The organism is Intrasporangium calvum, from assembly GCF_028446585.1.
GTDB classification, from domain to species: Bacteria; Actinomycetota; Actinomycetes; order Actinomycetales; family Dermatophilaceae; genus Intrasporangium; species Intrasporangium calvum_A.
In genome coordinates, this window is sequence record NZ_JAPFQL010000040.1 from 1 (window position 1) to 22238 (window position 22238).

A 22238-nucleotide genomic window follows, 5' to 3' on the forward strand; every position below is an offset into this window, starting at 1 on the left:
TGCACCGTGAACGTGCCGCCGGAGCTCTCCTCCGCACCGTTGGTCCAGACCGCGATGGTCTTGGTCTCGCCTGCCGGGATGACGACGGAGTCGGCGAACGAGCCGCAGTCGACGTCCGGGTCCGAGATGCCGACGATGCAGAGGCTCATCTTGTCGTTGGACATCGCGGTGATCGCGCAGATCGTGTAGTCCTGCGAGCTCTTGGTGTTGTCGAAGACGAGGAACGCGACGTTGCCCTTGTCGTAGCACTGCTCGCCGCTGGACTGGCCAGGCAGCTTGCACAACGAGCTCAGCTCGAAGTTGATCTCCGGCTCCTCCGGCGAGGACGCGGAGGCGGGCGTGCTGGCGGCGACGGCCACGGCGGGGACCGCCCATGCCGCGCCCTTGACCACGGTGCGCCGCGACGGGCGCAGACCGGAGCCGTTCTCGAAGTTGGTCATGTGGGTGAATCCCCCTCAGGATTGGAAGCTGCTTGGGTTGCTCCGCGGCTCTGAACAAATGCAAACAACGCTCCCCGCGAGCCGAAGCCGACGATACCGCATGGCCAGCAGCGGCGGCGCGCCTTTCCACGCAGGTCAGGCGCCTGTTTGCTGATCTGTGACCCGGCCCACCGCAGGGCTGCACGAGGGTGGTCCGGGACCCTCCCCAACGGCATCCTTCAGGCCAGAGACTTCCCGACGGCCGACCAGACGCGCGCGTGCCCCCGCGCGCTCTCTTCCCAGGTGAATGCCTCGGCTCGAAGTCGGCCGCGAGCCGCCATCTGCCGGACCTCCGACTCGCCGGAGACCGCGTGCAGGATGCCCTCGGCCAGGCCGGCGGGCGTCGGGTCCACGAGGAGCCCTGCATCGCCGATCACTTCGGGGAGTGCACTCGTGCGGGCCGCGACGACCGGGACCCCCGCGGCCATGCCCTCGAGCGCAGGCAGCCCAAATCCCTCGTAGTGCGAGGGGACGACGAGCGCCGACGCTCCGGCGACGAGGCCGGGCAGCAGGGCGCCGTCCACGCGCCCGACCAGGCGAGCCGACGGCAACGGCCTGAAGAGCTCGCTCCGCCGAGGGTGCTCAGGCCCCGCGACGACGAGGGTGAGGTCTGGTCGAGCCCGGGAGACCTCCCGCCACGCGGCGGCGAGCCCCTCGAGGTTCTTCCTGGCCGAGGCTCCCCCCGTGACGAGGACGTACGTCCCGTCGATGCCGAGTCGGGCCAACGAGTCGGGGGCGGCCGGCGCCGGATCGAAGAAGCGCCGGTCCACTCCGTTGTGCACGACGTGGGGTGCCTCGATGCCAAGCAGCTCGACCGCTTCCGCCGCGCTGAAGTGCGACACGCAGATGACCGCAGCAGCGCGGCGGAGCTCCTCACGCGCTGCCGGAACAGGAGGCGACTCATCCGGGAACTTCCACGCCACGACGTCGTGCAGGGTGACCACGTCTGCTCGCGGTGACGGCGGCAGCTCGAGGTTCATCCGGTGGGAGACCGTGTCGCCGGCATAGAGCAACCGCCCCACCTCGCGTCGCGCGACGGGAGAGGCCGAGGTCACCCAGCCCATCGGCAGCCGACGGTTCCCCGGCGTCGCCGCTCGCAGGGACCGAACGACAAGGCGACGTGCGGCCCACCCGGGGCCGTCCACACCGGCCAGCGCGGCGGCGGCTCGCGTGGCTATCTCTGCCTCGTAGACCTGGGCGCCCATCGGGTTGTCGGTGGCCACGGTGGCGATCGTCAACCGTCGCACGAGGCCCCTCCTTCCGGTCCGAGCCGGGTTCCAGACCGCTCCCGCCGAGCGCTCCCGCATCATAGGGTGAGCCAGTGCCTGCCGGTGGCTGCGGGCACGAGGGACGAGGCCCGGAGGACCATGGATCGGCGGATCGCGCTGGTGGCGTCATCATTCGATCCGCACACCGGCGGAGTCGAGGAGCACGTGCGGCACGTGGCCAGGGTGTTGGCCGCACGGGGTCATCACGTCGTCGTGTGGACCGTGGACCGTGGAGAGCACCTCGGCGCCCGAGACATGGACGGCTTCGAGGTTCGCTACCTGCCCACCCCTTTGCCGGCCCGTTCGCTCAGGGCCCTGCTGACTTTCGGGACTCGGCTGCCCGCCGCCGTGATGTCCTGGGTGGGCGCCTACCTCAGCTTCCGACCCGAGATCCTGCACGTCCACTGCTTCGGTCCCAATGGGGTCTACGCACTCGCCCTCAGCCGCCTCACCGGCACGCCGCTGGTGGTCAGCGGACATGGCGAGACCTTCATGGACGACGACCGCGTGTTCGAGAAGTCCGCGCTGCTGCGCCGTGCGCTGCGTCTGGCGGGCCGCCGCGCGGCAGCCGTCACCGCTTGCTCGACGATGGTGGCGGAGGCCCTGGAGACCGGTTTCGGGACGCAGCACCCCCACGTCGTGCCCAACGGAGTGGAGCTCGACGCCCGCGCCGAGCGGGCGCCGCAGGATCCGCCGACCTGGTGGCCTCTGTCTACCGTGGTCGTGGGAGCCGTGGGCCGCATCGAGCAGGTCAAGGGCTTCGACCTCCTCGTGCGGGCCTTCGCCTCGGTCCGGCGTCCCGGGGAGCACCTGGTCATCGCCGGCGACGGTGCGGCCCTGCCCCGGCTCGCGGCCCTGGTCGAGGAGCTCGATGCCGCCGAGGCGGTGGTCCTGCCCGGGCGGATCAGCCGGCCCGAGGTCGCCTGGCTCATGGAGCACTCGACGGTGGTGGTGGTGCCGAGCCGAGTCGAGGCATTCGGGATCGTGGCTCTCGAGGCCTGGCGAGGAGGCTCTCCACTGCTCCTCACGGAGAACAGCGGCGCGCGGGACGTCGTCACCGACGGCGTCGACGCCTTCTTGGTCGACCCGACCGACCTGACCGCCCTGGGCGCCGCCATCCGCAGGGTGGTCGACGACCCGGATACCAGCTCCGTCGTGGCACGGAACGGTCACATGAGCGTGCAGGCCTACTCGTGGGAGCGGGTCTGCGACGACTACATAGCCATCTATGACGTTGTCCTGCCTAAGGCCCCACAGTGAGGAGCGGGACCCGGACGAGCGCCATGGGGGTGGGCCTGAACGGCAAGTGGTTGAGCCAGCCCATCACCGGGACGCAGCGCTACGCCGGTGAGATCGCCCGCCGCGTGATACCGCAGCTCGATGGCCCGGTCACGCTCCATCTGCCCCGGGACGCCGAGGCCCCAGCCTGGCTGCCGCCGAGCGTCACTGTCAGGCGGTCACCCCTGCGGGGCACGATCTTCGAGCAGCTCTGGCTGCCGTGGGCGGCGCGGCGAGACCTTCTCGTGAGCCTCGGCGGGCCGGCCCCCCTGGCCGCGCCACGCCAGATCGTGACGATGCACGACGCCTCACCGTTCCGTTTCCCCGACACCTACAGCCGGCTGTTCGGGACCTGGTATCGCTTCATGTACCGCGTCCTCGCCCATCGAGCGGCAGCGATCCTCACCGTGTCGGAGTTCAGCGCGTCGGAGCTGGCCGAGGTCCTCGGCGTCGCTCGCAACCGGTTCGTGGTCGCCGGCAACGGCAGCGACCACGTCGACGGCATCAAGCCCGTCCGCCCGTTGCTGGACGGTCTCGATGCGGACTTCGTCCTCTGTGTGGGCACGTTCGCCAAGCACAAGAACCTCGCGGACACCTTGACCGCACTGGAGTCCCAGTCGGTGCGCACCATCGTGGTGGGAGCCTCCGGTTCGGACCGGGTCTTCCACGCCGAGCGCCGACAGGACTGGCAGCACGCCACCTTTGCCGGACGGCTCTCCGACGGCGAGATCGTCTGGCTCTACGACCATGCTCGGTGCCTCGTCTTCCCTTCGCGCTACGAGGGTTTCGGGCTGCCGATCGTCGAGGCACAGCGACGAGGCTGTCCCGTCGTCGCACTCGCAGCCGCTTCCGTCCCTGAAGTCGCAGGCGACGGGGCCGAGCTCGTGGCAGCCACCGAAGAGCTTCCCGCGGCCGTCCGCGATGTCCTGGGCGACCCCGCGCGGCGCGACGAGCTCAGGGCTGCCGGACGCGCGAACGCCGGACGTCGCCGCTGGCGGGGCAGTGCCGAGACCGTCGCCCGGCTGATCCTGAGGATCCGGACCGCCCAGGGGTGATGGGCGCCCGCGAACAGGCCGGGCACGCCCGTCGCACCCGGTCAGATCGAGCGCACCAGAATGAACCAGGCGATGACCGGGACGCCCGCCGCCAGGACGATCCCGAAGACCCGGAAGGCTGCGGCGTGGCTGTAGACCCGGACCAAGATCGCCGCCAGCACCCCGATCCCGAAGATCGCGATCGACCAGTTGGCGAAGCGGGCGCTCAGCTCGACGATCTCGGCCGACTTGGTGATGTTGGCGATCGTCGCGGCCTTGCCGGCCGGCCCCCACGGCGCGGGGAGGGGAACCTGCGCGAACAGCAGGGCGGCGATGCCGATGACATCCGTCTTGATGTGGGACTGTCGGCGCGCAGCCATCTGGCGACGCTCGCGAACTGACGGCCGCACCCGCGGCGGCGCCGCGGCAAGCGCTCGCGGGATCGTCAGCAGGCAGCCCGGGAGGCCGACGAGCAGAGCGAGCAGACCGGCATACAGCTTGGGGCGGGTGTCACTCGCGAAGGCCAGGGTCGTGACGACCGGAACCGTCGCCCGAGTCAGGACCCAGACATAGACCAGGAAGAGGAGTACGGCGCCCACCGCGACAGGGACATCGCCACTGATGGGCCCCGACCTTCTCGACATGACGGCCAGTGTATTCAGCCTGTGCAACCTGGACCCGCCGGGTGGAGGGCACGCGAGACCTGCCGGAGCCGGACTGGTTCGACCGGACCGCGGGGAAGCGGCTCCCGACAGCGCCTCGGGCAGGGAGCGCCGCGAGCGCCGGCGCAACCGGAAGGTGCTCATCGGGGCCATGGTGTCCGGCTCGGGCCGGTGCTCGCGGTCGGCGGTTACCTCGCCTGGCTCAACCGCATCATCAGGGACATCGTGAAGCAGGCGACACTGCTGCCCGAGCGGGGCAGCCACCCCACCGTGCTGGAGACCTACGAGTAGAAGGTCAGGCCTCTTCCCAGACCGTGAGATCCGGGCCGCTGACCCACGTGCGGTCGTCGACCACGAGCCAACCGGCTCCCTCTGCGACCGAGAGGGCCACGTTGCCGCCGGTCGGGGCGTCCGCCTCGATGCAGGCAACCTCGCCGGGCTCGATCCCCTGAACCACCTTGGCCACCTGAAGGCCGTCGCATCCCTCGGCGCGGAGACGCACGACGTAGGTCGTCAGGACGCCGCCTTCGAGACGGTTGGCGAGCGCCACGGCGCCACTGGCCTCCCCGGAGTCGCTCCAGCCGACACCCCCGTCCTCGGTCACCCTGACCGAACCGTCGCTGCAGAGGGCCTCAGCCTGCTGCGATGACGTCCGGGACAGGTCGAGGACGGTGTCGTCTCCGCAGGGCCGGGCTGCGGGTGACTGTGGCGTGGTCACCTCGGTGGGGACGTCCAGCTTGCGGGCCCAGCCGCCCACCAGGGCAACTGGGCCCGCCCAGGCCTGCCCCCCGTCCTCCGTCGTGAACTGGTCCTGGGCACAGCCCTCCGCGCCGCCGACGATGAAGCCCCGATCCAGATCGAGCGGCTGGATGCGCGAGATGGTCCCAGCGGGGGGCTCGACCTCGTCCCAGGTGGTGCCACCATCGACGGTGATGCTGAGCGTGGCCCCTCCTGCCGCGCACGTCCCCACCGTGGCCCGCCAGGCAACCTCGAGGTCGAGCGCTGCGAGGAGGATGCGGACCGGCCGCGGGGAGGACTGGCCCTCAGTGGAGCTGGTGGCCGCGTCCCGGGGTGTGGCCGTCGGGGACGTGGGCGCCTCGGCCCCCTGGGCAGGTGTCTCGGTGGGTTCGGTCGCGTCGGCACTGGCGCTCGTCACGACGGACGGCGTCGTGCTCGCGCTCTCCGCCGATGGTGGGCGCAGCGCCAGGTAGACGAGCACCACGTCGACGAGCAGGAACACCACCAGCCCCGCCGTCGAGATTCCCCGTTTCATCCCTCAACCGCTCCTGCCGTGCGCTCCCGTTCGATGCGCCCATGCTAGAGGGCAGCGCGCCGGGCGCCCCTGCGATACTGCGCAGCGTGGAATACGACCATCCGGCTCGCAGGAGGGCCAGGGCCGCGCGCCGGCTCCTCGGAGCCGGGCTCCGCCCAGAGGTGTGGCGCGGGGGCACGTCGGTCGAGGGTTACTGGTGGGACGGCCACGAGAACTTCGGTGATGCCATGACGCCCTGGCTCCTGCCCCGCTACGGCGTCGTCCCGATCCACCGCGAACCGGCCCGCGCACGGTTCGTCGGCGTGGGCAGCATCCTCGAGTTCCTGCCCGAGGCCTTCGACGGGCTGATCTGGGGCAGCGGCCTGATGCACGAGACACCTCGACCGTTGCCGGACGCCACCGTCCTCGCGGTGCGCGGGAGGTTGACCCACGAGCTGCTGGGCAGCCCACCCGTCCGCGCCCTCGGCGACCCGGGTCTCCTCGTCGCCCGACACCGACGCCGCCGGGCTCCGCGCTGGCAGCTCGGGATCGCGGCCCACGGCCACCACCGGGACGATGCGCACCTCCGAGCCCTCGCCGCGGCCCACCCGGGCCGGGTCCGGCTGATTGACGTCAACCGGTCCGTTCCCCGTGTCGTCCACGACATCACGTCCTGCGGCGCGGTGCTGGCGACGTCGCTGCACGGGCTCATCACCGCGGATGCCTTCGGGATCCCTGCCGCGTGGTTCGTCTGGTCACCGGCCCTGTCCGGAGGGGACTTCAAGTTCCGGGACTACGAGTCCGTGGTGTCACCGGGGTCCTCTCGGCGCTTCAGCCTGGACCCGGAGATGGACGTCGACCAGCTCGTCCGCGAGACCGCCCAGGTCTCGGCCACGTCGGTCGCGGACTGCGTCAGAGCACTGGAGGCGGCCACCCACGAACTGCAGCGCATCGCCCGTCAGGGCGCCCGCTTCCCCGCCGCGACGGTGCGTCAGGTGCTCGACCGCGGCTGAGCGCCTCCGTCGCGGTCCACCCCGGGCGCATCGGCAACCCGATGCAGGACCCCCGCCATCTGTGCGACTCGGTCGGCCCAAGACGGCACTGGGGGCACTCGGGGCACTGGGGGCACTGGGGGCACTGGGGGCACTGTGGGCACTGATCGACCCGGCTGCCCGGAGGAGCCGCCGCCTGCCGCATCACCCGACCCGCCACCCGCTGGTGACGACCGCATCCCGTCGACGACCGCCGCCGCGAAGTCGTCCCGGTCGACGATGCTGACGAGCGGGTCGTTGGCGTCGCGGAAGCCGGCGACAGCGGTGCTGACCACCGGACGCCCAACCGCCCGGTACTCGTAGAGCTTGATCGGGTCGAGGCTCTCCGTGAACGGCGTGACCGCATGTGGCACGAGGAGAACGTCGGCGTGCTGGAGATATCCGGGAACCTCTGCGGCGGGCCGGGCGCCGAGCAGGACCGCTCCTGCCTCGCGGAGCCGCTGGAGGTCGGCCGCCGGCAAGGACACAGGACCGACGAGGACTAGGCGGCCCACACCGGAGAGGGCCTGTGCAGTCCGGGCACACAGCTCGACATCGAGGCGGTCCCGGTGTGCCGTCCCGACGTAGAGGGCCACCGGGTCGGGCGGCAGGTCACCCGGGCGAGGGCGGGGTGATCCGTAGGCCGCGACGTCGACGGCATTGGGCACCAGGGTGACCTTCCTACCCTTGCCCTTGGTGCGGGCCAGGGCTGGGGAGCAGACGACCACCTCTCGGGCCCGTTCGAGCAGCAGCGCCTCGGCGCGCGCCCGTCGGGAGGTCTCGGCGGGAGAGCGGTCGGCGAGGAGCCAGTCGTCCGTCACGTCGTACAGCGCCGGCCAGCCAGTGGCCTCAAGGACCGCGGCGCCGTCGGGGTCGTTCACCCAGAGCAGCGGGGCGAGGAACCCGAGGCGGCGAGCCGCCTCCATGGTGCGCGCCGCGAGCCGCTCGTCGGCGCGGCGGTCAAGCCGTCTCGGGAGCCACTTCGCCGGCTCCAGGAGCCAGAGCCGCCCGGCAGGGACCCCGGGGACCGGAGGCGCCGGGCGGAGACCCCGTGGCAGTTGGGGCCGGCGCCGGCGCAGCAGGTCGTGCACCGGGTCGACCGCCGGCTCGACGAAGAGGACGCGCAGGCCCGGGTCAAGGCGCAGGAGGCCGGCGAGGAGGTGCTGGTTGCGACGCCACACCTGATCCCAACGCTCCAGCGACAGGACGACGAGATCGGTCCGCCCTCCGCCGATGGGCGCGGGGCCACCCGCGAGGCCACCCTCCAGTCCGTCCACGCCGTTCACAAAACGCTCCGGTACACGGCCTCGGTGGCCTCGGCCTGCGCAGCGACGGTGAACCGGCTCCGCTGGGCCGACCTGAGGCGGTCACCCAGGGCGATGCGCGGGGCCGGGTCTCTGGCGAGGGCTGCGAGGAGATCGGCCGCCTTGCGGAGGTCGCCGACGGGGTGGCACCACTCCGGTGCCACGCTGCAGACGGTCTCGACGTGGCCGCCGCCGGCAGCAGCGACCACGGGCAGGCCACGGCTCATGGCCTCGAGCACCGTGAGGCCCAGGGCCTCGTTGCACCCGGCCGCCAGCAGGATCGCGGACCGGTCCATCAGGTCTGCGACGTCGTTGCGGTGCCCCAGGAACCGGACTGCCGGCCCGATCCCGAGCTCGTCGGCCAGCCCTTCGAGCAGGTGGCGCTCCCGTCCCTCCCCGGCGATGTCGAGCGACCAGCCGTCCGCCGCGAGACCGGCGAGCGCAAAGATGCGGAGAGCGTCAGCCGTGCGCTTCTCCGGCTCGAGGCGTTGGGCGACGAGGACGCGGTCCGATCGTCGCGCCGGGCCGCCGGCGCCGTCCGCCATCGGCACTCCCGAGACCACGACCGTCGACGGGGGCTCGATGTGGTCGGCGACGAAGCGGCTGACCGCTATCTGCGCCGAGATCCGACGTGCCGCCATCCGGGCGGCCACGCCGGCGAGCCAGGACGAGGCTCCTCGTCGGGCTGGGAAGTGCCGAGTCGCCACTACCGGCACCTGCCGGGAGCGGAAGGCCAGGGCCGCCGCGATCTCCGCCGAGGTCATGTGGACGTTGAAGACGTCGGCATCGCCGAGCCGGTCCAGGGCTCGGCGGACGTCCCACACGGTGCTGGCGGCCACGTGGCGGATGTCGCGCCGATCCATGACCTCCCGCATCGTGCGCGCGTGGCCGCCGACCACGATGACGTCGTGACCGGAGTCGGCCTGGGCCATGGCGAGCACGGCGATGTGACGCTCCACCCCGGCGAAGGCGTCGGTGCACACGGCGTGGACGATCCTCACCCGGCTGCCCCAGCGGCGGGGGCCGGTCGCCCGCTGAAGCCGGACTGCTGGGCCTGCTCCAGCTGGCTCCGGAGCCGCGCAGTCTCGTCAGCGTCCGCCTCCTGGTGCGCAGCGGCACCGAGACACAGGCCGAGGATGAGGAAGGGCAGGGACACCTGGACCGCCACCCAGAAGAGGTCGAACTGGCTCTGCACGATGCGGGCCAGCAGGACCAGCTCGGCCAGCACCCCGAACGTCGGGTCGAGTCGCCGGGCGACGAGCCACGTCCCGGCGAGCAGCGCGATGAAGGCGACGAGCCCGATGATCCCCCCGCTCGTCAGGGTGTCCATGAACCCGTTGGGGGGCTGGAACGCCTCGGCGAACCGGTCGGTGTACCACCAGCGCAGTCCCACCCCGAACCAGGGGTCGGTGCCCCAGATGCGGATCGATTCCTCGAACCACGCGAGGCGCTGGAAGAAGGAGTTGAACTCGTTGCCGGACCTGACCTGGTCCTGGACCATGACGCTGACGCCGACGAGGGCAGGGAGGAGGGCGAGAAGGATGCCCTTGGAGCGGCGACGCGTCGTCGTGCGCCGCATGACGAGGACGCCCACGGCCACGGCGAGCGCGATGACCCCCTGCCGCGACTGGGTGGTCAGGAGCGCGGCCACGAGGGTCCAGAAGGCGGTCAGCGACCAGCCCCTGCTCCAGCCGAGCCAGGTCGGGCGCACGTAGAGCACCACCCCGACCAGGGCGAAGACGGTGCCGATCGCGTTCTTCTGCACCTGGTAGGGCCAGGACATCTCGACGGGAGCGAAGTCGCCCGCGCGGTACTGCGCGAAGGCCTCTCCCAAGGTGATGAGTGCGAGAGCGAGCGTGGTGAGCGCGAGGATGCGCAGGCTTCGGCCGCCGTGGCCGCGTCGCCCGAGGGCCCAGCCGACAGTGACTGCCCCGAGGACGAGGACGCCCGCGTGGAACCACTCGACGAGGTTGGCCTGGTAGGGGTTGCGCACCAGGGTGAACAGGGTGGCGACCTGGTAGAGGGCGCCGAGCCACATGACCTGTCGCATGGCCCGCGAGGTGCCTCCGAGGAGGACGAGCAGCGACGGCAGGAGAGCGACCGCCAGGAGTGCGTCGGAGACGGCCAGGTCGACTCCGGCGAGCGAGATGCGGGCGGTGACGAGCAACAGGGGCAAGGCGACGAGCGGCACGAGAGCGGGGTCGGCGACGACGAGCCCGAGGAAGAGGATGAGTCCGGCCAGCAGAAGGGGCAGCTCGGGGTCGCGGGCCAGCCCCCGACCGACGAACAGGAGCACGCCGAGCAGTCCGACCACGAGCGCGAGGCGCACGACGATCTCGCGCAGCTGAGCCGCCGTCACCGCTCCTCCTCCGCACCCGTGCGGGCGGCCAGGTCGCGCTCCACCGCGAGCGGCCCGCGCAGGTAGGTCCGGACCCGGTTGCGCGCGAGCTGCCCGGCTCGGCCGGGGCGCAGCGACCGGGCGGCGGATCCGGCGAGCTGGGCCGCCCTGGCGATCTGCCACCCGACGCCGCCGAAGTGCTTGCGGTAGTAGCGCTCCTGTCCGGCGTGGAAGTGAGCCTCACGTCGGGTCTCGTCGCCGCTCGTGCCGGCCCCCACGTGGGTCGCCGTGACGGTGGCGACCATCGCGTGGCGCCATCCCCGGCGCGCGGCTCGGTAGGCCCAGTCCGTCTCCTCGGCGTAGAGGAAGAAGGTGTCGTCGAAGCCCCCGATGTCGCGGATCGCCTCGGCGCGCAGAAGGAGCACCGCGCCGACGGCGAACTCGCCGCGTCGGTGCCGCCCGAGCGCCAGGGCGTCGAGCCACGCGCCGAACGGGGTCGGGAACGGCCAGAGGACCCGCTCGTCGTCCCCCTGCGGGTCGCGTAGGCGCGGGCTGACGCTCGCGAGGTCGGGCCGTGCGCGCAGCGCGGCAGTGAGCTGCCGTATGCCGCTGGGCTCGATCCGCGCGTCCGGGTTGAGCAGGAGGACGTCGGAGCTCTCGGACCGCCGCTCCCGCAGGCCGACGTTGACGCCCGCGGCGAACCCCCCGTTGTGGCCGGGGTCGACGTAGCGCACGCCGAGCTCGGAGCAGACGGCCCGCACCTCGGGTGACGACGAGTTGTCCACGACCAGGACCGTCTCACCACGGAGTGGCTGCAGGGCGGAGCGGAGCAGGTCGGGCGCTCCGTAGGCGACCACCACGATGTCAACGGGTCGAGGCCCCGGCTCGGGGTCGTGACCGAGTGGCCCGACGGCCGAGCGGTACAGCCCGTCCTGGCGGGCCGCGACGGTGGCCCAGCTCGTCCCGGCGGCCTGCGAGAGACCGGCGGAACGGAGGGTGGCCGCGAACTCCGGGTCGGTGCCGACGCGCAGCAGGGCGTCGCGCAGGGCGGCGGCGTCACCTGGCGGCACGAGGACGCCGGCCTCTCCGACGACGTCAGGGAGGGCGCCGCTGTCGCTCGCCACGACCGGCGTCCCGCAGGCCATCGCCTCGACCGCCACGCGACCGAACTGCTCGACCCACGAGTCCGTCGTCAGCGAGGGGACGGCGACGACGTCCACGGACCGGTAGAAACCCGGCAGGTCGGCGTGGGGGACGGCGCCCGCGAACTCGACGCGACCGGTCGCACCTCGGGCCTGCACCTGCGCGCGCAGCTCGGCCTCGGCGGGCCCGGCACCGGCCACCCGGAGCGTGAGGCGCTCGTCGGCGCACACCGCGTCGATCAGGACCGCGACTCCCTTGTGCGCCTCGAGCCGGCCGGCGTAGCCGACCCGGACGATCGCAGGACGTGACCCGTCGGCAGGCGATCCGTCCACGGGCCTGAAGTGCATCAGGTCCGTGCCGAGGGGGATGAGCGTGGCGCTCACCGGGAGGCCCTTGCGCTCGACGATGTGCCCCGCCTCGGAGTTGCACACGCTCACCCCAGCAGCATGACGCAGCGCCCAGCGCTCGAGCCACCGAAACGGCACGGGGTAGGTCTTGTCGATGTTCTGGGCCGAGTAGAGGACGTACGGAGTGCGACTCCGACGGAGCACCCGGAGCACGAGCACCTCGGCGGTGCTCAGTGCGAACGGCTCCTCGTGGATGTCGATGACGTCCCATGGCTGGCCCAGCGCCCGCCATAGCGGGCGGGGGTCGAAGACGAAGAGGGCGGGGTGCCGACCCAACGTCCGCACCGGCTGCACCGGCTCACCGGGGCGGGGCCTCAACCGCACGAAGCTGCCGCCCTCGTCCCACGCCGCCGCGGAGAGGGTGACGACGTCATGGCCGAGGTCCCGCAGCGACCGCTCGCGCTCGCGCCACGCGTCGACGACTGCGCTGTGCGACACCCGCAAGACCCGCAATCGACAACTCCCACCCTGTGCGGCCCCGAGCCGTGCGGCCGGGGGCTTCGCTGAACGGGCCAGCGACGCACAGATGATATGGGAGGATTGGCGGTCAGTAGTCCGACTTCCTTCCGAAGAGACGCCCAAGGGGGGCCAGTGACGATTCGCGATCTCGTGGGCGTGATCCGCACCAGGTGGCGGCTCATCGCCTTCTGCGTGCTCGTCGTGCTGGGTGCCACGGCTGCGTCCACGATGATGACGACCCCGGTCTACGAGGCAACGGCGCGGGTCTACCTCTCCACGGTCAAACCGGCCGACGACAAGAGTCCCGGTGGCACCTACGCCATCACGCAGAAGGACCTCAACACCTACGTCGCCATCCTCGGGTCCCCCGCCGTGCAGGAGCCCCTGCGGCAACGGCTCGGGCTGCCCCCTGGCACCGGCATCGACGTCACCGGGACGGTCTCGGAGCTGACCAACGTCCTCGACCTCCAGGCGCGCAGCTCCGACCCGCAGCGGGCCGCGGACATCGCCAACACGGCCGGGCCGGTCCTGGCTGAGGCGGCAAAGAAGTTCTCGCCCCTGCTGGCCAACAACAACCAGGTCGTCGAGGCGGAAGCGATCACCCCGGCGCTGGCGCCGACCGAGCCGATCTCGCCCAAGGTCAGGACCAACCTCGCGATGGCCCTCCTCGCCGGCCTCGTCATCGGTATCGGCGCGGCGCTGCTGAGGCACGTCGCCGACACGAAGGTGCGCGGCGACGAGGACATCCGCAAGCTGTCCGGCCGCCCGATCCTCGCGACGATCCCCTTCGTCAAGGGCAGTGACGGTCCCGTGCTCACCCTCGCCGACGACCCGCACACCCACCACGCCGAGGCGATCAGGCGGTTGCGCACCAACATCCTGTTCGTCGACGTCACGACCCAGGGCCACTCGTTCGTCATCACCTCGTCGAATCCCGGCGAGGGCAAGACGACGACCTCGGTCAACCTCGCCATCGCGATGGCGGACGCCGGCTCCAAGGTGCTGCTCATCGACGGAGACCTGCGCAACCCGTCGGTCGCCAAGACGATGGGGCTCGAGGGCAGCGCCGGCCTGACGACCGTCCTGCTCGGGCGGGCCGAGCCGGCCGACGTCATCCAGCTGTGGCGCGACACGAGCCTGCACGTGCTCCCGGCGGGCCAGATCCCGCCCAACCCGAGCGAGCTGATCGGCTCCGAGGCGATGTCCCAGCTCTTCCAGAAGCTGGCCCAGGACTTCGACTACATCCTCATCGACAGCCCTCCGATCAACCCGGTCATCGATGCGGTCCTGCTCAACCAGCTGACGCACGGGCTGATCATGGTCGTCGCGAGCGAGCGCACGAAGCGCCGCGAGCTCGAGGCCGCCCTGCGCTCCCTCGAGACCGTCGAGGTCCCCGTCGCCGGCTTCGCACTCAACCTCGCGACCGGTTCGAGCGCCGCCGCTTACCGCTACGGCACCTACGGCTACGGCCAGACGGCGGCCGTGCACGGCGGACGGGCCCTCCGAGCGCAATCGAGCCGTTCGGACCGGCGCCGGAGCGCGCGGACTCGCTGAGCCCGATCAGGCAGGGTCCGATCAGGCAGGGTCCGATCAGGCCGAGCCGGCGGAGAGCCAGGATCACGACCGCTGCCGGCGGCGCCGCCGCGCCACTTCCTCCCGGACACCGCGCACCGGGCGCGCGAAGAACTCTGCGACGACCTCGCCCGGGGTCGGCGGCCGCCCCCGGATCATGGCGAGGTGCTCGACGTTGACGAGTGCGGCCCGGCCGACGAGGCGCAGCTTGCCCCGGGCCGTGGGTGCCGCCTTGATCCGGGCGCGCCACTCATCGATCCGCGTCCCACCTGACGAGGCGATCCGCCACAGGTCGTGGTCGGGATGTCCCCGCCACGCGTCGAGGCGGCCGGTCGCGGCGGCAAGGCCGAGCTCGGCGCCGAGCCGCCCGGCCAGGTCCTCGATGGCGGTCCGCACGTCGTCGTCCGCTGCGGTCCACGCGTGCGCGATGTCCTGCCTGCCCCGGTGCGACCCGCGAGACCGGGCGGCGTGCAGGAGCAGGACGAGGCGCTGGGCGGTCGGCTCGGGGACCCGGCACCGGCGCCCCGCAGCCTCCCACGTGCCGGCCGAGGACCAGAGCACGTCGAACGCGGCGTCGGGCCGCACGGTGAAGCCGGGGAAGCTGCGATGCACGTCGAGGTAACCCCATGCGACGTGGTGCAGCGTCGCGGAGTGCTCGAACGCCGAGCTGGACGGGAAGTCGTTGAGCAGCTCCCACCCGGCCGCCCGGAGGGCGACGACGAGGGCCCCCACGTGATCGGGGTGGACGAGGACGTCGACGTCGGAGGCCGTGCGCCCGCTGCGGCGGACGGTCGGGTCGAGCGACTCCCCTTTGATGTGCAGGAGGTCCGCACCGATCCGGTCCGCGACCACCTGCACGGCCGCGTGACCCAGCTGGAGGCGGATCGGCGTGGGGATCGGCGTCGTCACGCGAGCCCCTCGCCCGGGTCGACCTCGACGACGCCCTGCGCGGCGAGGTCGTCCACCACGGTGCGTACCGCGCCGTCGAGGTCGCCGTCCTCGGGGACCCCGAACTCAGCGGCCAGGCGGACGCCGAGCGCGCCCAGCGGCATACCTCCGGCGGTGAGCGAGCGAACCGCGAGACCGAGCGCGGACAGCCGCACGACCCGTCCGCCCGAGGCGTCGCCGAGGAGGACGACGCCCTCGCCGTCGATGACGAGCTCGTCGACGGCCTCGACGGCCCGGACGACCGGGTCCCTCATCGCGTTCTCCCCGTGATGTCGCTGATGAGCGGCTCGAGGTCGACCGCCTCGGCGTAGCGGACCAGCCGGAAACCGCCGGTCGACTCCCCCAGGTCGACCAGCCGGGCGAGCGGCCGGGCGAGGAGCGGGAGCGACGACGTCTCGGGGGCCAACGTGACGATCGCGTCGAGGACGTCCATCGGTTCGACCGCGACGCCGTGCATCTCCGGATCACGGCGGATCACCACGACGCCGGCGACCCACGGCCGTGCCCCGGGGCCCCGCAGCCCCAGTTCTCCGGCGGGCACCTCGTCCTTGAGGCCACGGTGCGGGTCCCGGCGGATGGACAGCGGCTTGCGGTAGGGCAGGATCCAGCCGTCCGCGGTGACGGCGACCGTCTCGTCCGTGAGGTAGGCGAGCCGGTCTCCGAACGTGCGGCTCAGCGTCGTCTTGCCGGTCCCGCCGGGCGCGACGTAGACGACCGAGGCCCCAGTGGCCGGATCGCTGAGCGCGCCGGCATGGAGCATGAGCACGCGCCCCGCCTGGGCCGCAATGAGGGCCTTCGTGACTCCCTGGGTGGTCCGCATGAGCAGTCGGGCCGTCGCGTCATCGTCCCCGGCCGGCAGCGCCTCGAGCCGCTCCCCCAGCCGCTCCCCCAGCCGCTCCCCCAGCCGCTCCCCCACGACGAACGCACCGGCGTCGACCTCGTCGGCCGGATCGACGCCACCCGCTCGCGGGTCGAGGCAGTGCTGCCAGGCCCGACGAAAGGCCCTCGTCACCTCGTCCGGCAGGCCGCCGAGGTCGAGTGACAGCCGGGCGCCGAGCGCGTGCAGCCGGACCACTCCGTCGGCGGGGGCCGGCAGGGCGGTCTCGCCCTTCTGGGCGGACGGGCTGGGGACCGTGGGCATCGTGCTGCAGCGTAACCACCCCGTGGCATCATCGTCGCCATGAGAGGCGGGGGTGGACGACCACGGGTGGCCATCGCCCACGACTACCTGACGCAGCGCGGCGGCGCCGAGCGAGTCGTCCTGTCGATGCTCCGGGCCTTCCCCGATGCGACGGTCCACACGACGCTCTACGACCCGGAGGGCACCTTCCCCGAGTTCCGCGAAGCGCGCATCGTCACCTCGCCGCTCAACCGCTCGGCGCGCCTGCGGCGCGACCACCGGCGGGCGCTGCCGCTGCTGCCCTGGGCGGTCTCGCGGCTGCCGGTCGACGCCGACCTCGTCATCGCCTCGAGCTCCGGCTGGGCGCATGCCGTCCCGGCGTCCGGGCGAAAGCTCGTCTACTGTCACGCCCCGGCCCGCTGGCTCTACCAGGCGGAGGCCTACCTCGGGCATGCACCGTCGACCTCGGTCACGGGGCGAGTTCTGCTCGCGCTGACTCCCCCGCTGCGACGGTGGGACCGTCGGGCGGCGGCGACCGCGGACCGCTACCTGGTCAACTCCACTGTCGTCCGCGACCGCGTCAAGCAGGCCTACGGCATCGACGCGGAGATCCTGCCCCCGCCGTTCGGCATCGACCCCGCGGGACCGAGCGAGCCGGTCCGTGACCTCGTGGACTGGGCCGACGGCTACCACCTGCTCGTCTCGCGCCTGCTGCCCTACAAGAACGTCGCCGAGGCCGTCCGTGCCTTCCGCGGCCTCGACCAGCGGCTCGTCGTCGTCGGTCATGGCCCCCTGGAGGGTGAGCTGCGGGCCGCCGCCCCCGGCAACGTGCGCGTCGTGTCCGGGCTCGTCGACGCACAGCTGCGCTGGGTCTACGCCCACAGCACCGCCCTGATCGCACCGAGCCTCGAGGACTTCGGTCTCACGCCACTCGAGGCGGGCGCCTTCGGCCGGCCGACCCTGGCCCTGCACGCGGGCGGCTACCTCGACACCATCGCCCCTGGCGTGTCCGGGACCTTCTTCCCCGAGCCGACCCCGGACGCCATCCGGGAGGCGGTGCTGACCAACGTGGGCCGGCACTGGGACGCCGCCGCCATCAGGGCGCACGTCGACGGCTTCTCGGAGCCGCACTTCCATCGGCGCCTCACCGCGGCGGCGCAGACCCTGCTCGACGCCGACCCAGCCTGACGCTGGGACCGAGCCCAGCGGCATACGGGCTCAGGTGTCCGTGCGGACGATCAGCCCCAGCGCGACCAGCTGCGCCACGAAGGCGGTGACGTCGGCCTCGATGGCGTGGGGCGGGAGCGCGAAGGCGTCGGCCACCCGCTCGACGATCTGCTCGAGGGATCCCCCCTCGCTGGCCTCCGCCCAGATGACCGCCGCCGACTCGGCGAGCACCAGCGCGGGCCCCTCGGGCAGCCTTGCGACGTAGGTCAGCTCGTCCGCGTCGACGCGCCCCACATCAGGAGCTGGGCCGTATGCCGCTGGGCTCGTCACGCTCGTAGCCTCCCACGAGCGGGTGGCCGGGCTCGCACCATCCGGTGGAAACCGTCGGACGTCGCGTTCCCGTGAGTACATTGGCAGCCGGGGGATCCACCGGTGAGGGGAAGGGCGGTCATGTCGGAGGGGGACGCGGGCTTCAGGGTGCTCACCGTGTGCACCGGCAACATCTGCCGGTCCCCGGTGGCCGAGCGCCTGATCCGCCGCGACTGGGCCGACGGCTCCGCCGGCATCACGGTGCTCAGCGCCGGCACCGAGGCCATGATCGACGCGCCGATCCACATCTCCATGGCACACCTGCTCGAGCAGTCGGGGGCCTACTCGGGTGAGTTCTGCGCCCGGCTGCTCACCCCTCAGATCATCGGCAGCGCCGACCTCGTGCTCGGCATGACCCGGCGCCACCGGACCGCCGCCGTGGCTCTCGTGCCCGCGGCGACGGGACGGACCTTCACGCTGCGCGAGTTCGCCCGGCTCTCGGTCGACGTGGCGAGTGAGCTGGGCCCCGGGGCCGATCGGCTGCAGTCGCTCCGTCGTCTGACCGAGCTCGCCGGGACACGTCGTCGGGCCGTCCTCGACCCCCGGCTCGACGACATCGCCGACCCCTATGGTCGCGAGCTCGACGCCTACCACGTCGCCTTCGACGAGATCACTGAGGCGGTCGACGTCGTGGCTCGCGTGCTGGACGGTGAGCCGGTGTCAGCTCTCCGCCCGGTCAGCCTGTCCCCGGAGGCCATGGAGGGGCGACGCGGGCGCCTCGGCTGGCGGCGGCGCCGCTCCTGACGGGTCAGCGTGAGCGCTCGGCGAGCGCGGCGTCCAGCGCGAGGCACGCCTCGAGCGTGGGCAGATCGCCGCGCTCGGCGGCTGCCTCGAGCGTCGGGGCGGCGGCGTCCTTGTCGGAGACGATGGGGACGAAACCCTCCGGCAGCGCCAGCCCCACCGTCGGGTCGAGCGGGTTGATGCCGCGCTCCGCTGCGGGGTTGAAGACCTCCGAGCAGAGATAGACGGCCGTGCCGTCCTCGAGGCAGGCCAGGGCGTGACCGAGGCCCTCCGCCAGGTAGACGGCGCGCCGGTCCACCGAGTCCAGCCTTACGCTGTCCCACTGCCCGAAGGTCGGCGACCCGACGCGCAGGTCGACGACGAAGTCGATGAAGACGCCGCTCGCGGCCGTGACGTACTTCGCCTGCGATGGCGGCACGGCTGCGTGGTGGATGCCGCGCAGGGCTCCCGCCCGGGACACGGAGACGTTGGACTGGCGCACGTGGAACTCGTGCCCGATGGCCGCCGCCAGGTGGTCGATGCGGAAGCCCTCCATGAAGGTGCCGCGGTCGTCGTGGAACTGGCGAGGGGTGACCTCGAAGGCACCGGCGATGCTCAGCGGTCGGATGTCCATGATGGCTTCAGCGCCCTTCCGCGACGAGGTCGAGCAGGTAGCCGCCATAGCCGCTCTTGATCTGGTCGGCGGCGTGGCCTCGCAGGACGTCGTCGTCGATCCAGCCGTTGCGCCAGGCGACCTCCTCGACACACCCGATCTTCTGACCCTGCCGGGCTTCGACCACGTGGACGTACTGGCTCGCCTCGATGAGACCCTCGAAGGTCCCCGTGTCGAACCAGGCGGTGCCCCGGGGCAGGACGCTGACGGTCAGCGTGCCGCGGCTCAGGTACTCCGCATTGACCGCGGTGATCTCGAGCTCGCCCCTGGCACTGGGCTCGAGCCCCTTCGCGATCGCAACGACGTCGTTGTCGTAGAAGTAGAGGCCGGGGACGGCATAGCTCGACTTCGGCTGCGCCGGCTTCTCCTCGATCGAGAGGACCCGCCCGGCCCTGTCGAACTCGACGACACCGTAGGACGTCGGGTCGGCGACGCGGTAGGCGAAGATGTGGCCTCCCGTGACGCTGGTGTTGTCGGCCAGGCGGGTCCCGAGACCCGGACCGAAGAAGATGTTGTCGCCGAGGACGAGAGCCACGCTGTCCGACCCGATGAACCCGGCGCCGATGATGAACGCCTGGGCCAGGCCCTCCGGCCGGTCCTGCGTGGCGTAGGACAACGACATCCCCCACTGCGAGCCGTCGCCGAGCAGCCGCTCGAACTGCGGCCGGTCCTGCGGGGTCGTGATCACGAGGATCTCCCGGATGCCGGCCATCATCAGCGTGGACAGCGGGTAGTAGATCATCGGCTTGTCGTAGACCGGCATGAGCTGTTTGCTGATGCCACGCGTGATCGGGTGCAGCCGGCTACCGGTCCCCCCGGCGAGGATGATCCCCTTCATGGTGGCCCAGCGTAGTTGTCAGGCCTGGTGGTGCTCAGGCCTGTCGCAGCAGCTCCCGCGCGATCCCGAAGGCCTCGGCGCCCGACTGGGCGCGGTGGGTCGTGGACAGCGAGCCGGTCCAGTCGCCGATCAGGGCTCCCACCTTGCCGTCGACGTTGTCCAGCGCGACCGAGGGAATGCCCATCAGGGCCGCGCCGACATGGGCGTGGAGCCGGTCGGTCACGACGATGCGACCCTGACCCAGAGTCTCCTCGATGACGTGGACGTGGTCGGCGGTGTGCCGGTGGAGCAGGTGACGCTGGGGCACGGACAGGACGCCCTCGCACACCCGGTGGATCACCCTGGCCGTGGCGGGATGACGCCCTCGCAGACTGGGTCGCGCCTCGGTCGCGGCACTGAGCCGCGTCAACCGACGCAGTGCGCGGAAGGCGGGCCGCTCCTGATCGAACGAGGGCCAGTCGGTGTGGCGGACCTCGAGATCCCGGGCCCGGTCCGCGAGGTCGAGCCCGGTCGACTCCTGGTCCCGCCGCTGGAGGACGAGCACGTCGGACGAGGGCGGCTCGCCACGGGACAAGGTCGTCCCGAAGGCGGCGTCTGGGACGAGGTGAACGCTGGCGGCCACCTCCGGGACCGCCTCGGTCAGTCGACCGAGGGACTGGGTGTCGCGGATGAAGTAGGCGGCTTCAGGGAAGCGGCCGTAGCGACGTCGCGTCGCATCCCGCGACTCGAGGTCGGGGAAGCTCACCGACTGGGGCAGGACCACCACGCGTGAGGTGTCCGGCACGGTCTCGAGCACCCGGCAGCGGTACTGGTCGTGCACCGGATAGAGCCCACCGAGGTTGCCGCCACCGTGGAGGAGGACGGCCACGCGGGTCGGGAGGTGCCGGAGGGTTTGCCAGGACGTCACCTCGCGGTCCTGGAGGAGGCGGACGCGCACGCCGAGCCGCTGCAGCGAGTCGAGCGTGCCCTGCAGGATGAGCAGGTCCCCGGCGTTGCGATGGTTCGGTGCGTCGAGGACCACGGCCTCCCTACGGCCGCCGAGCGCCCCGCCCAGGGCGTCGTCGAAGGCCTTGCGGAGGGCGGCCAGGATCGCGGCGTCGGCCGGGGACGGCCCGAGAAGGTCCATCAGGACGACCGCGGGATGACCGGGCCGGTGGTGCTCTCGTGTGCCGGGACTCGGCCCGCGTTCACCCACACGCGCAGGCCCTCGGCCAGCCCGACGGACCGGGCCAGTGCCTCAGCTGCGCTGAGGACGCGCTGTTTGGGGCCCCCAGCCGTCCGCACGGCCGCCCGGGTGGCGGTCCAGGGCAGTCCTGCGAGAAGTGCCGCGACCGTGGGACGACGGCGATAGACCTGCGGATGCCGAGCCCACAGGCAGGCCTCGGCCACGCCCGCCCGGTACCTCCGGGTCAGCCGCCTGCGCAGCCCGCGCGGAGGGTCGTAGTAGACCTCCATCCGCGGCTCGTGGGTCATCCGGACTCCTCGGGTGGTCATCCGGATCCCGATCTCCACGTCGTCGCAGCCGTAGGGCGGCAGGGCCTCGTCGAAGCCGCCGACCTCGGCCAGCGACGCGGCGCTCACCGCGAAGTTGCAGCCCCAGAAGTAACGGTAGACCCCGTCCGCCCCATCAGCCGGGCCGACGCTGTCCAGCGAGTCGAGCAGCAGCTGCTCGGTCGGCCTGCGTGCCGCGTCGAGGCTGAGGACCCGGCCCCCGACCGCCTCCGCGCCCGACCCGATCGCGGCGTGTGCGGCCGCGACCCACTGACTGCCGACGATGTCATCCGCGTCGCAGTAGGCGAGGACCGGCGCATGGGCGGCCGCCGCGCCGCGGTTCCGGGCGTAGCAGAGCCCGACCCGATCGGACGCGTCGACGACCCGGGCCGCAGCGACCGTGCCCGGGCGCGCGGCCGCCCACCGCTGGAACACGGGCACCGACCCGTCCGTCGACCCGTTGTCGACCAGGAGCACCTCGAACGGCGGCGCGCCCACCTGCCGGGCCAACCCGTCGAGCTGGGCTGCCAGCGTGGCCGCGCCGTTGCGCACGCAGATGATCACGGAGACGGCGAGTGGGCCGGGGTCGGACCCGCCGCGGTCACTGGGGTGCACCCCCGGAGTGTAGATCGCGGACTCGACGGCTGTGCCATGATGCGAACGGCGGGAGGGTGCCCGCCCGAAC

Annotated in this window: 21 protein-coding genes and 1 pseudogene; 6 read left to right on the forward strand and 16 right to left on the reverse strand. The window is 72.2% G+C overall.

What is annotated here, in order from left to right:
• Window positions 1–440, reverse strand: a pseudogene (locus OO014_RS10440) (hypothetical protein); the annotation flags it as partial.
• A gap of 218 nt (window positions 441–658) precedes the next feature.
• A complete protein-coding gene (locus OO014_RS10445) occupies window positions 659–1726 on the reverse strand; it encodes a glycosyltransferase family 4 protein (protein WP_272462253.1) in 1068 nt (355 codons plus the stop codon).
• Between the two features lie 120 nt (window positions 1727–1846).
• Between OO014_RS10445 and OO014_RS10450 the strand changes: the two genes are divergently transcribed.
• Together OO014_RS10450 and OO014_RS10455 are read left to right on the forward strand one after the other, a co-directional pair.
• Entirely contained in the window at window positions 1847–3007 is a 1161-nt protein-coding gene (locus tag OO014_RS10450) for a glycosyltransferase family 4 protein (protein WP_272462254.1), read from the forward strand.
• Window positions 3008–3030: 23 nt separating this feature from the next.
• Entirely contained in the window at window positions 3031–4080 is a 1050-nt protein-coding gene (locus OO014_RS10455; protein ID WP_272462255.1) for a glycosyltransferase family 4 protein, read from the forward strand.
• Window positions 4081–4121: 41 nt separating this feature from the next.
• Here OO014_RS10455 and OO014_RS10460 read toward each other — a convergent pair whose 3' ends face one another.
• Window positions 4122–4703 carry a hypothetical protein gene (locus OO014_RS10460; RefSeq protein ID WP_272462256.1) on the reverse strand — a complete coding sequence of 194 codons (582 nt, stop codon included), beginning with the start codon at window positions 4701–4703 and terminating at the stop codon, window positions 4122–4124.
• A 313-nt stretch (window positions 4704–5016) separates the two neighbouring features.
• Entirely contained in the window at window positions 5017–5994 is a 978-nt protein-coding gene (locus tag OO014_RS10465; protein WP_272462257.1) for a hypothetical protein, read from the reverse strand.
• Window positions 5995–6080: 86 nt separating this feature from the next.
• On the opposite strand from OO014_RS10465, the gene OO014_RS10470 reads away from it, so the two are divergent.
• A complete protein-coding gene (locus OO014_RS10470; RefSeq protein ID WP_272462258.1) occupies window positions 6081–6986 on the forward strand; it encodes a polysaccharide pyruvyl transferase family protein in 906 nt (301 codons plus the stop codon).
• Here the strand turns inward: OO014_RS10470 and OO014_RS10475 are convergent.
• The 4 genes from OO014_RS10475 to OO014_RS10490 are packed head-to-tail and all read right to left on the reverse strand — an operon-like array spanning window position 6965 to window position 12634.
• Window positions 6965–8281, reverse strand: a complete 1317-nt coding sequence (locus tag OO014_RS10475) for a glycosyltransferase (protein WP_272462259.1) — start codon at window positions 8279–8281, stop codon at window positions 6965–6967. The genes OO014_RS10470 and OO014_RS10475 overlap by 22 nt on opposite strands.
• A 5-nt stretch (window positions 8282–8286) precedes the next feature.
• Complete coding sequence (locus tag OO014_RS10480; protein ID WP_272462260.1) at window positions 8287–9309, reverse strand: glycosyltransferase family 4 protein; 1023 nt, start codon at window positions 9307–9309, stop codon at window positions 8287–8289.
• Window positions 9306–10667, reverse strand: coding sequence for an O-antigen ligase family protein (locus OO014_RS10485; RefSeq protein WP_272462261.1), 1362 nt, complete (start codon window positions 10665–10667; stop codon window positions 9306–9308). The genes OO014_RS10480 and OO014_RS10485 overlap by 4 nt, the downstream gene beginning before the upstream one ends.
• Window positions 10664–12634 carry a glycosyltransferase gene (locus tag OO014_RS10490; protein WP_272462262.1) on the reverse strand — a complete coding sequence of 657 codons (1971 nt, stop codon included), beginning with the start codon at window positions 12632–12634 and terminating at the stop codon, window positions 10664–10666. Before OO014_RS10490 ends, OO014_RS10485 begins: the two co-directional genes overlap by 4 nt.
• Window positions 12635–12787: 153 nt before the next feature.
• Here OO014_RS10490 and OO014_RS10495 point away from each other — a divergent pair, with 153 nt between their 5' ends.
• Window positions 12788–14209, forward strand: coding sequence for a polysaccharide biosynthesis tyrosine autokinase (locus OO014_RS10495; protein ID WP_272462263.1), 1422 nt, complete (start codon window positions 12788–12790; stop codon window positions 14207–14209).
• Window positions 14210–14272: 63 nt separating this feature from the next.
• Here the strand turns inward: OO014_RS10495 and OO014_RS10500 are convergent, their stop codons facing one another.
• From OO014_RS10500 to OO014_RS10510, 3 genes are read right to left on the reverse strand one after another with little or no spacing between them, the layout of a single operon-like run.
• Entirely contained in the window at window positions 14273–15136 is an 864-nt protein-coding gene (locus OO014_RS10500; protein ID WP_272462264.1) for a nucleotidyltransferase family protein, read from the reverse strand.
• Window positions 15133–15429 carry a hypothetical protein gene (locus OO014_RS10505; RefSeq protein ID WP_272462265.1) on the reverse strand — a complete coding sequence of 99 codons (297 nt, stop codon included), beginning with the start codon at window positions 15427–15429 and terminating at the stop codon, window positions 15133–15135. Before OO014_RS10505 ends, OO014_RS10500 begins: the two co-directional genes overlap by 4 nt.
• Window positions 15426–16316 (reverse strand): hypothetical protein, encoded by an 891-nt coding sequence (locus OO014_RS10510; protein ID WP_272462266.1) that lies wholly within the window; start codon window positions 16314–16316, stop codon window positions 15426–15428. The genes OO014_RS10505 and OO014_RS10510 overlap by 4 nt, the downstream gene beginning before the upstream one ends.
• Before the next feature lie 66 nt (window positions 16317–16382).
• On the opposite strand from OO014_RS10510, the gene OO014_RS10515 reads away from it, so the two are divergent.
• Window positions 16383–17483, forward strand: coding sequence for a glycosyltransferase (locus OO014_RS10515; RefSeq protein WP_334685042.1), 1101 nt, complete (start codon window positions 16383–16385; stop codon window positions 17481–17483).
• Window positions 17484–17513: 30 nt separating this feature from the next.
• On the opposite strand, the gene OO014_RS10520 is transcribed toward OO014_RS10515, so the two are convergent.
• Window positions 17514–17792, reverse strand: a complete 279-nt coding sequence (locus tag OO014_RS10520; protein WP_272462268.1) for a PqqD family protein — start codon at window positions 17790–17792, stop codon at window positions 17514–17516.
• Between the two features lie 120 nt (window positions 17793–17912).
• Here OO014_RS10520 and OO014_RS10525 point away from each other — a divergent pair, with 120 nt between their 5' ends.
• Complete coding sequence (locus tag OO014_RS10525; RefSeq protein ID WP_272462269.1) at window positions 17913–18575, forward strand: low molecular weight phosphatase family protein; 663 nt, start codon at window positions 17913–17915, stop codon at window positions 18573–18575.
• Between the two features lie 4 nt (window positions 18576–18579).
• On the opposite strand, the gene OO014_RS10530 is transcribed toward OO014_RS10525, so the two are convergent.
• The 4 genes from OO014_RS10530 to OO014_RS10545 are packed head-to-tail and all read right to left on the reverse strand — an operon-like array spanning window position 18580 to window position 22168.
• On the reverse strand, window positions 18580–19185 hold the full coding sequence (locus OO014_RS10530; RefSeq protein WP_272462270.1) for a dTDP-4-dehydrorhamnose 3,5-epimerase family protein: 606 nt from the start codon (window positions 19183–19185) through the stop codon (window positions 18580–18582).
• Between the two features lie 7 nt (window positions 19186–19192).
• Complete coding sequence (gene rfbA / locus OO014_RS10535; protein WP_272462271.1) at window positions 19193–20062, reverse strand: glucose-1-phosphate thymidylyltransferase RfbA; 870 nt, start codon at window positions 20060–20062, stop codon at window positions 19193–19195.
• Between the two features lie 34 nt (window positions 20063–20096).
• Entirely contained in the window at window positions 20097–21188 is a 1092-nt protein-coding gene (locus OO014_RS10540) for a polysaccharide pyruvyl transferase family protein (protein WP_272462272.1), read from the reverse strand.
• Complete coding sequence (locus tag OO014_RS10545) at window positions 21188–22168, reverse strand: glycosyltransferase family 2 protein (protein ID WP_272462273.1); 981 nt, start codon at window positions 22166–22168, stop codon at window positions 21188–21190. The genes OO014_RS10540 and OO014_RS10545 overlap by 1 nt, the downstream gene beginning before the upstream one ends.
• Window positions 22169–22238 lie beyond the last annotated feature (70 nt).

Excerpts from the sequence above, each read along its gene's own strand:
- OO014_RS10540 (WP_272462272.1), bottom strand. The coding sequence starts at position 21,188 with ATGGACCTTCTCGGGCCGTCCCCGGCCGACGCCGCGATCCTGGCCGCC.
- OO014_RS10465 (WP_272462257.1), bottom strand. The coding sequence starts at position 5,994 with ATGAAACGGGGAATCTCGACGGCGGGGCTGGTGGTGTTCCTGCTCGTC.
- OO014_RS10455 (WP_272462255.1), top strand. The coding sequence starts at position 3,031 with ATGGGGGTGGGCCTGAACGGCAAGTGGTTGAGCCAGCCCATCACCGGG.
- OO014_RS10460 (WP_272462256.1), bottom strand. The coding sequence starts at position 4,703 with ATGTCGAGAAGGTCGGGGCCCATCAGTGGCGATGTCCCTGTCGCGGTG.
- OO014_RS10450 (WP_272462254.1), top strand. The coding sequence starts at position 1,847 with ATGGATCGGCGGATCGCGCTGGTGGCGTCATCATTCGATCCGCACACC.
- OO014_RS10525 (WP_272462269.1), top strand. The coding sequence starts at position 17,913 with ATGTCGGAGGGGGACGCGGGCTTCAGGGTGCTCACCGTGTGCACCGGC.
- OO014_RS10530 (WP_272462270.1), bottom strand. The coding sequence starts at position 19,185 with ATGGACATCCGACCGCTGAGCATCGCCGGTGCCTTCGAGGTCACCCCT.
- rfbA (WP_272462271.1), bottom strand. The coding sequence starts at position 20,062 with ATGAAGGGGATCATCCTCGCCGGGGGGACCGGTAGCCGGCTGCACCCG.
- OO014_RS10505 (WP_272462265.1), bottom strand. The coding sequence starts at position 15,429 with ATGAGGGACCCGGTCGTCCGGGCCGTCGAGGCCGTCGACGAGCTCGTC.
- OO014_RS10510 (WP_272462266.1), bottom strand. The coding sequence starts at position 16,316 with ATGCCCACGGTCCCCAGCCCGTCCGCCCAGAAGGGCGAGACCGCCCTG.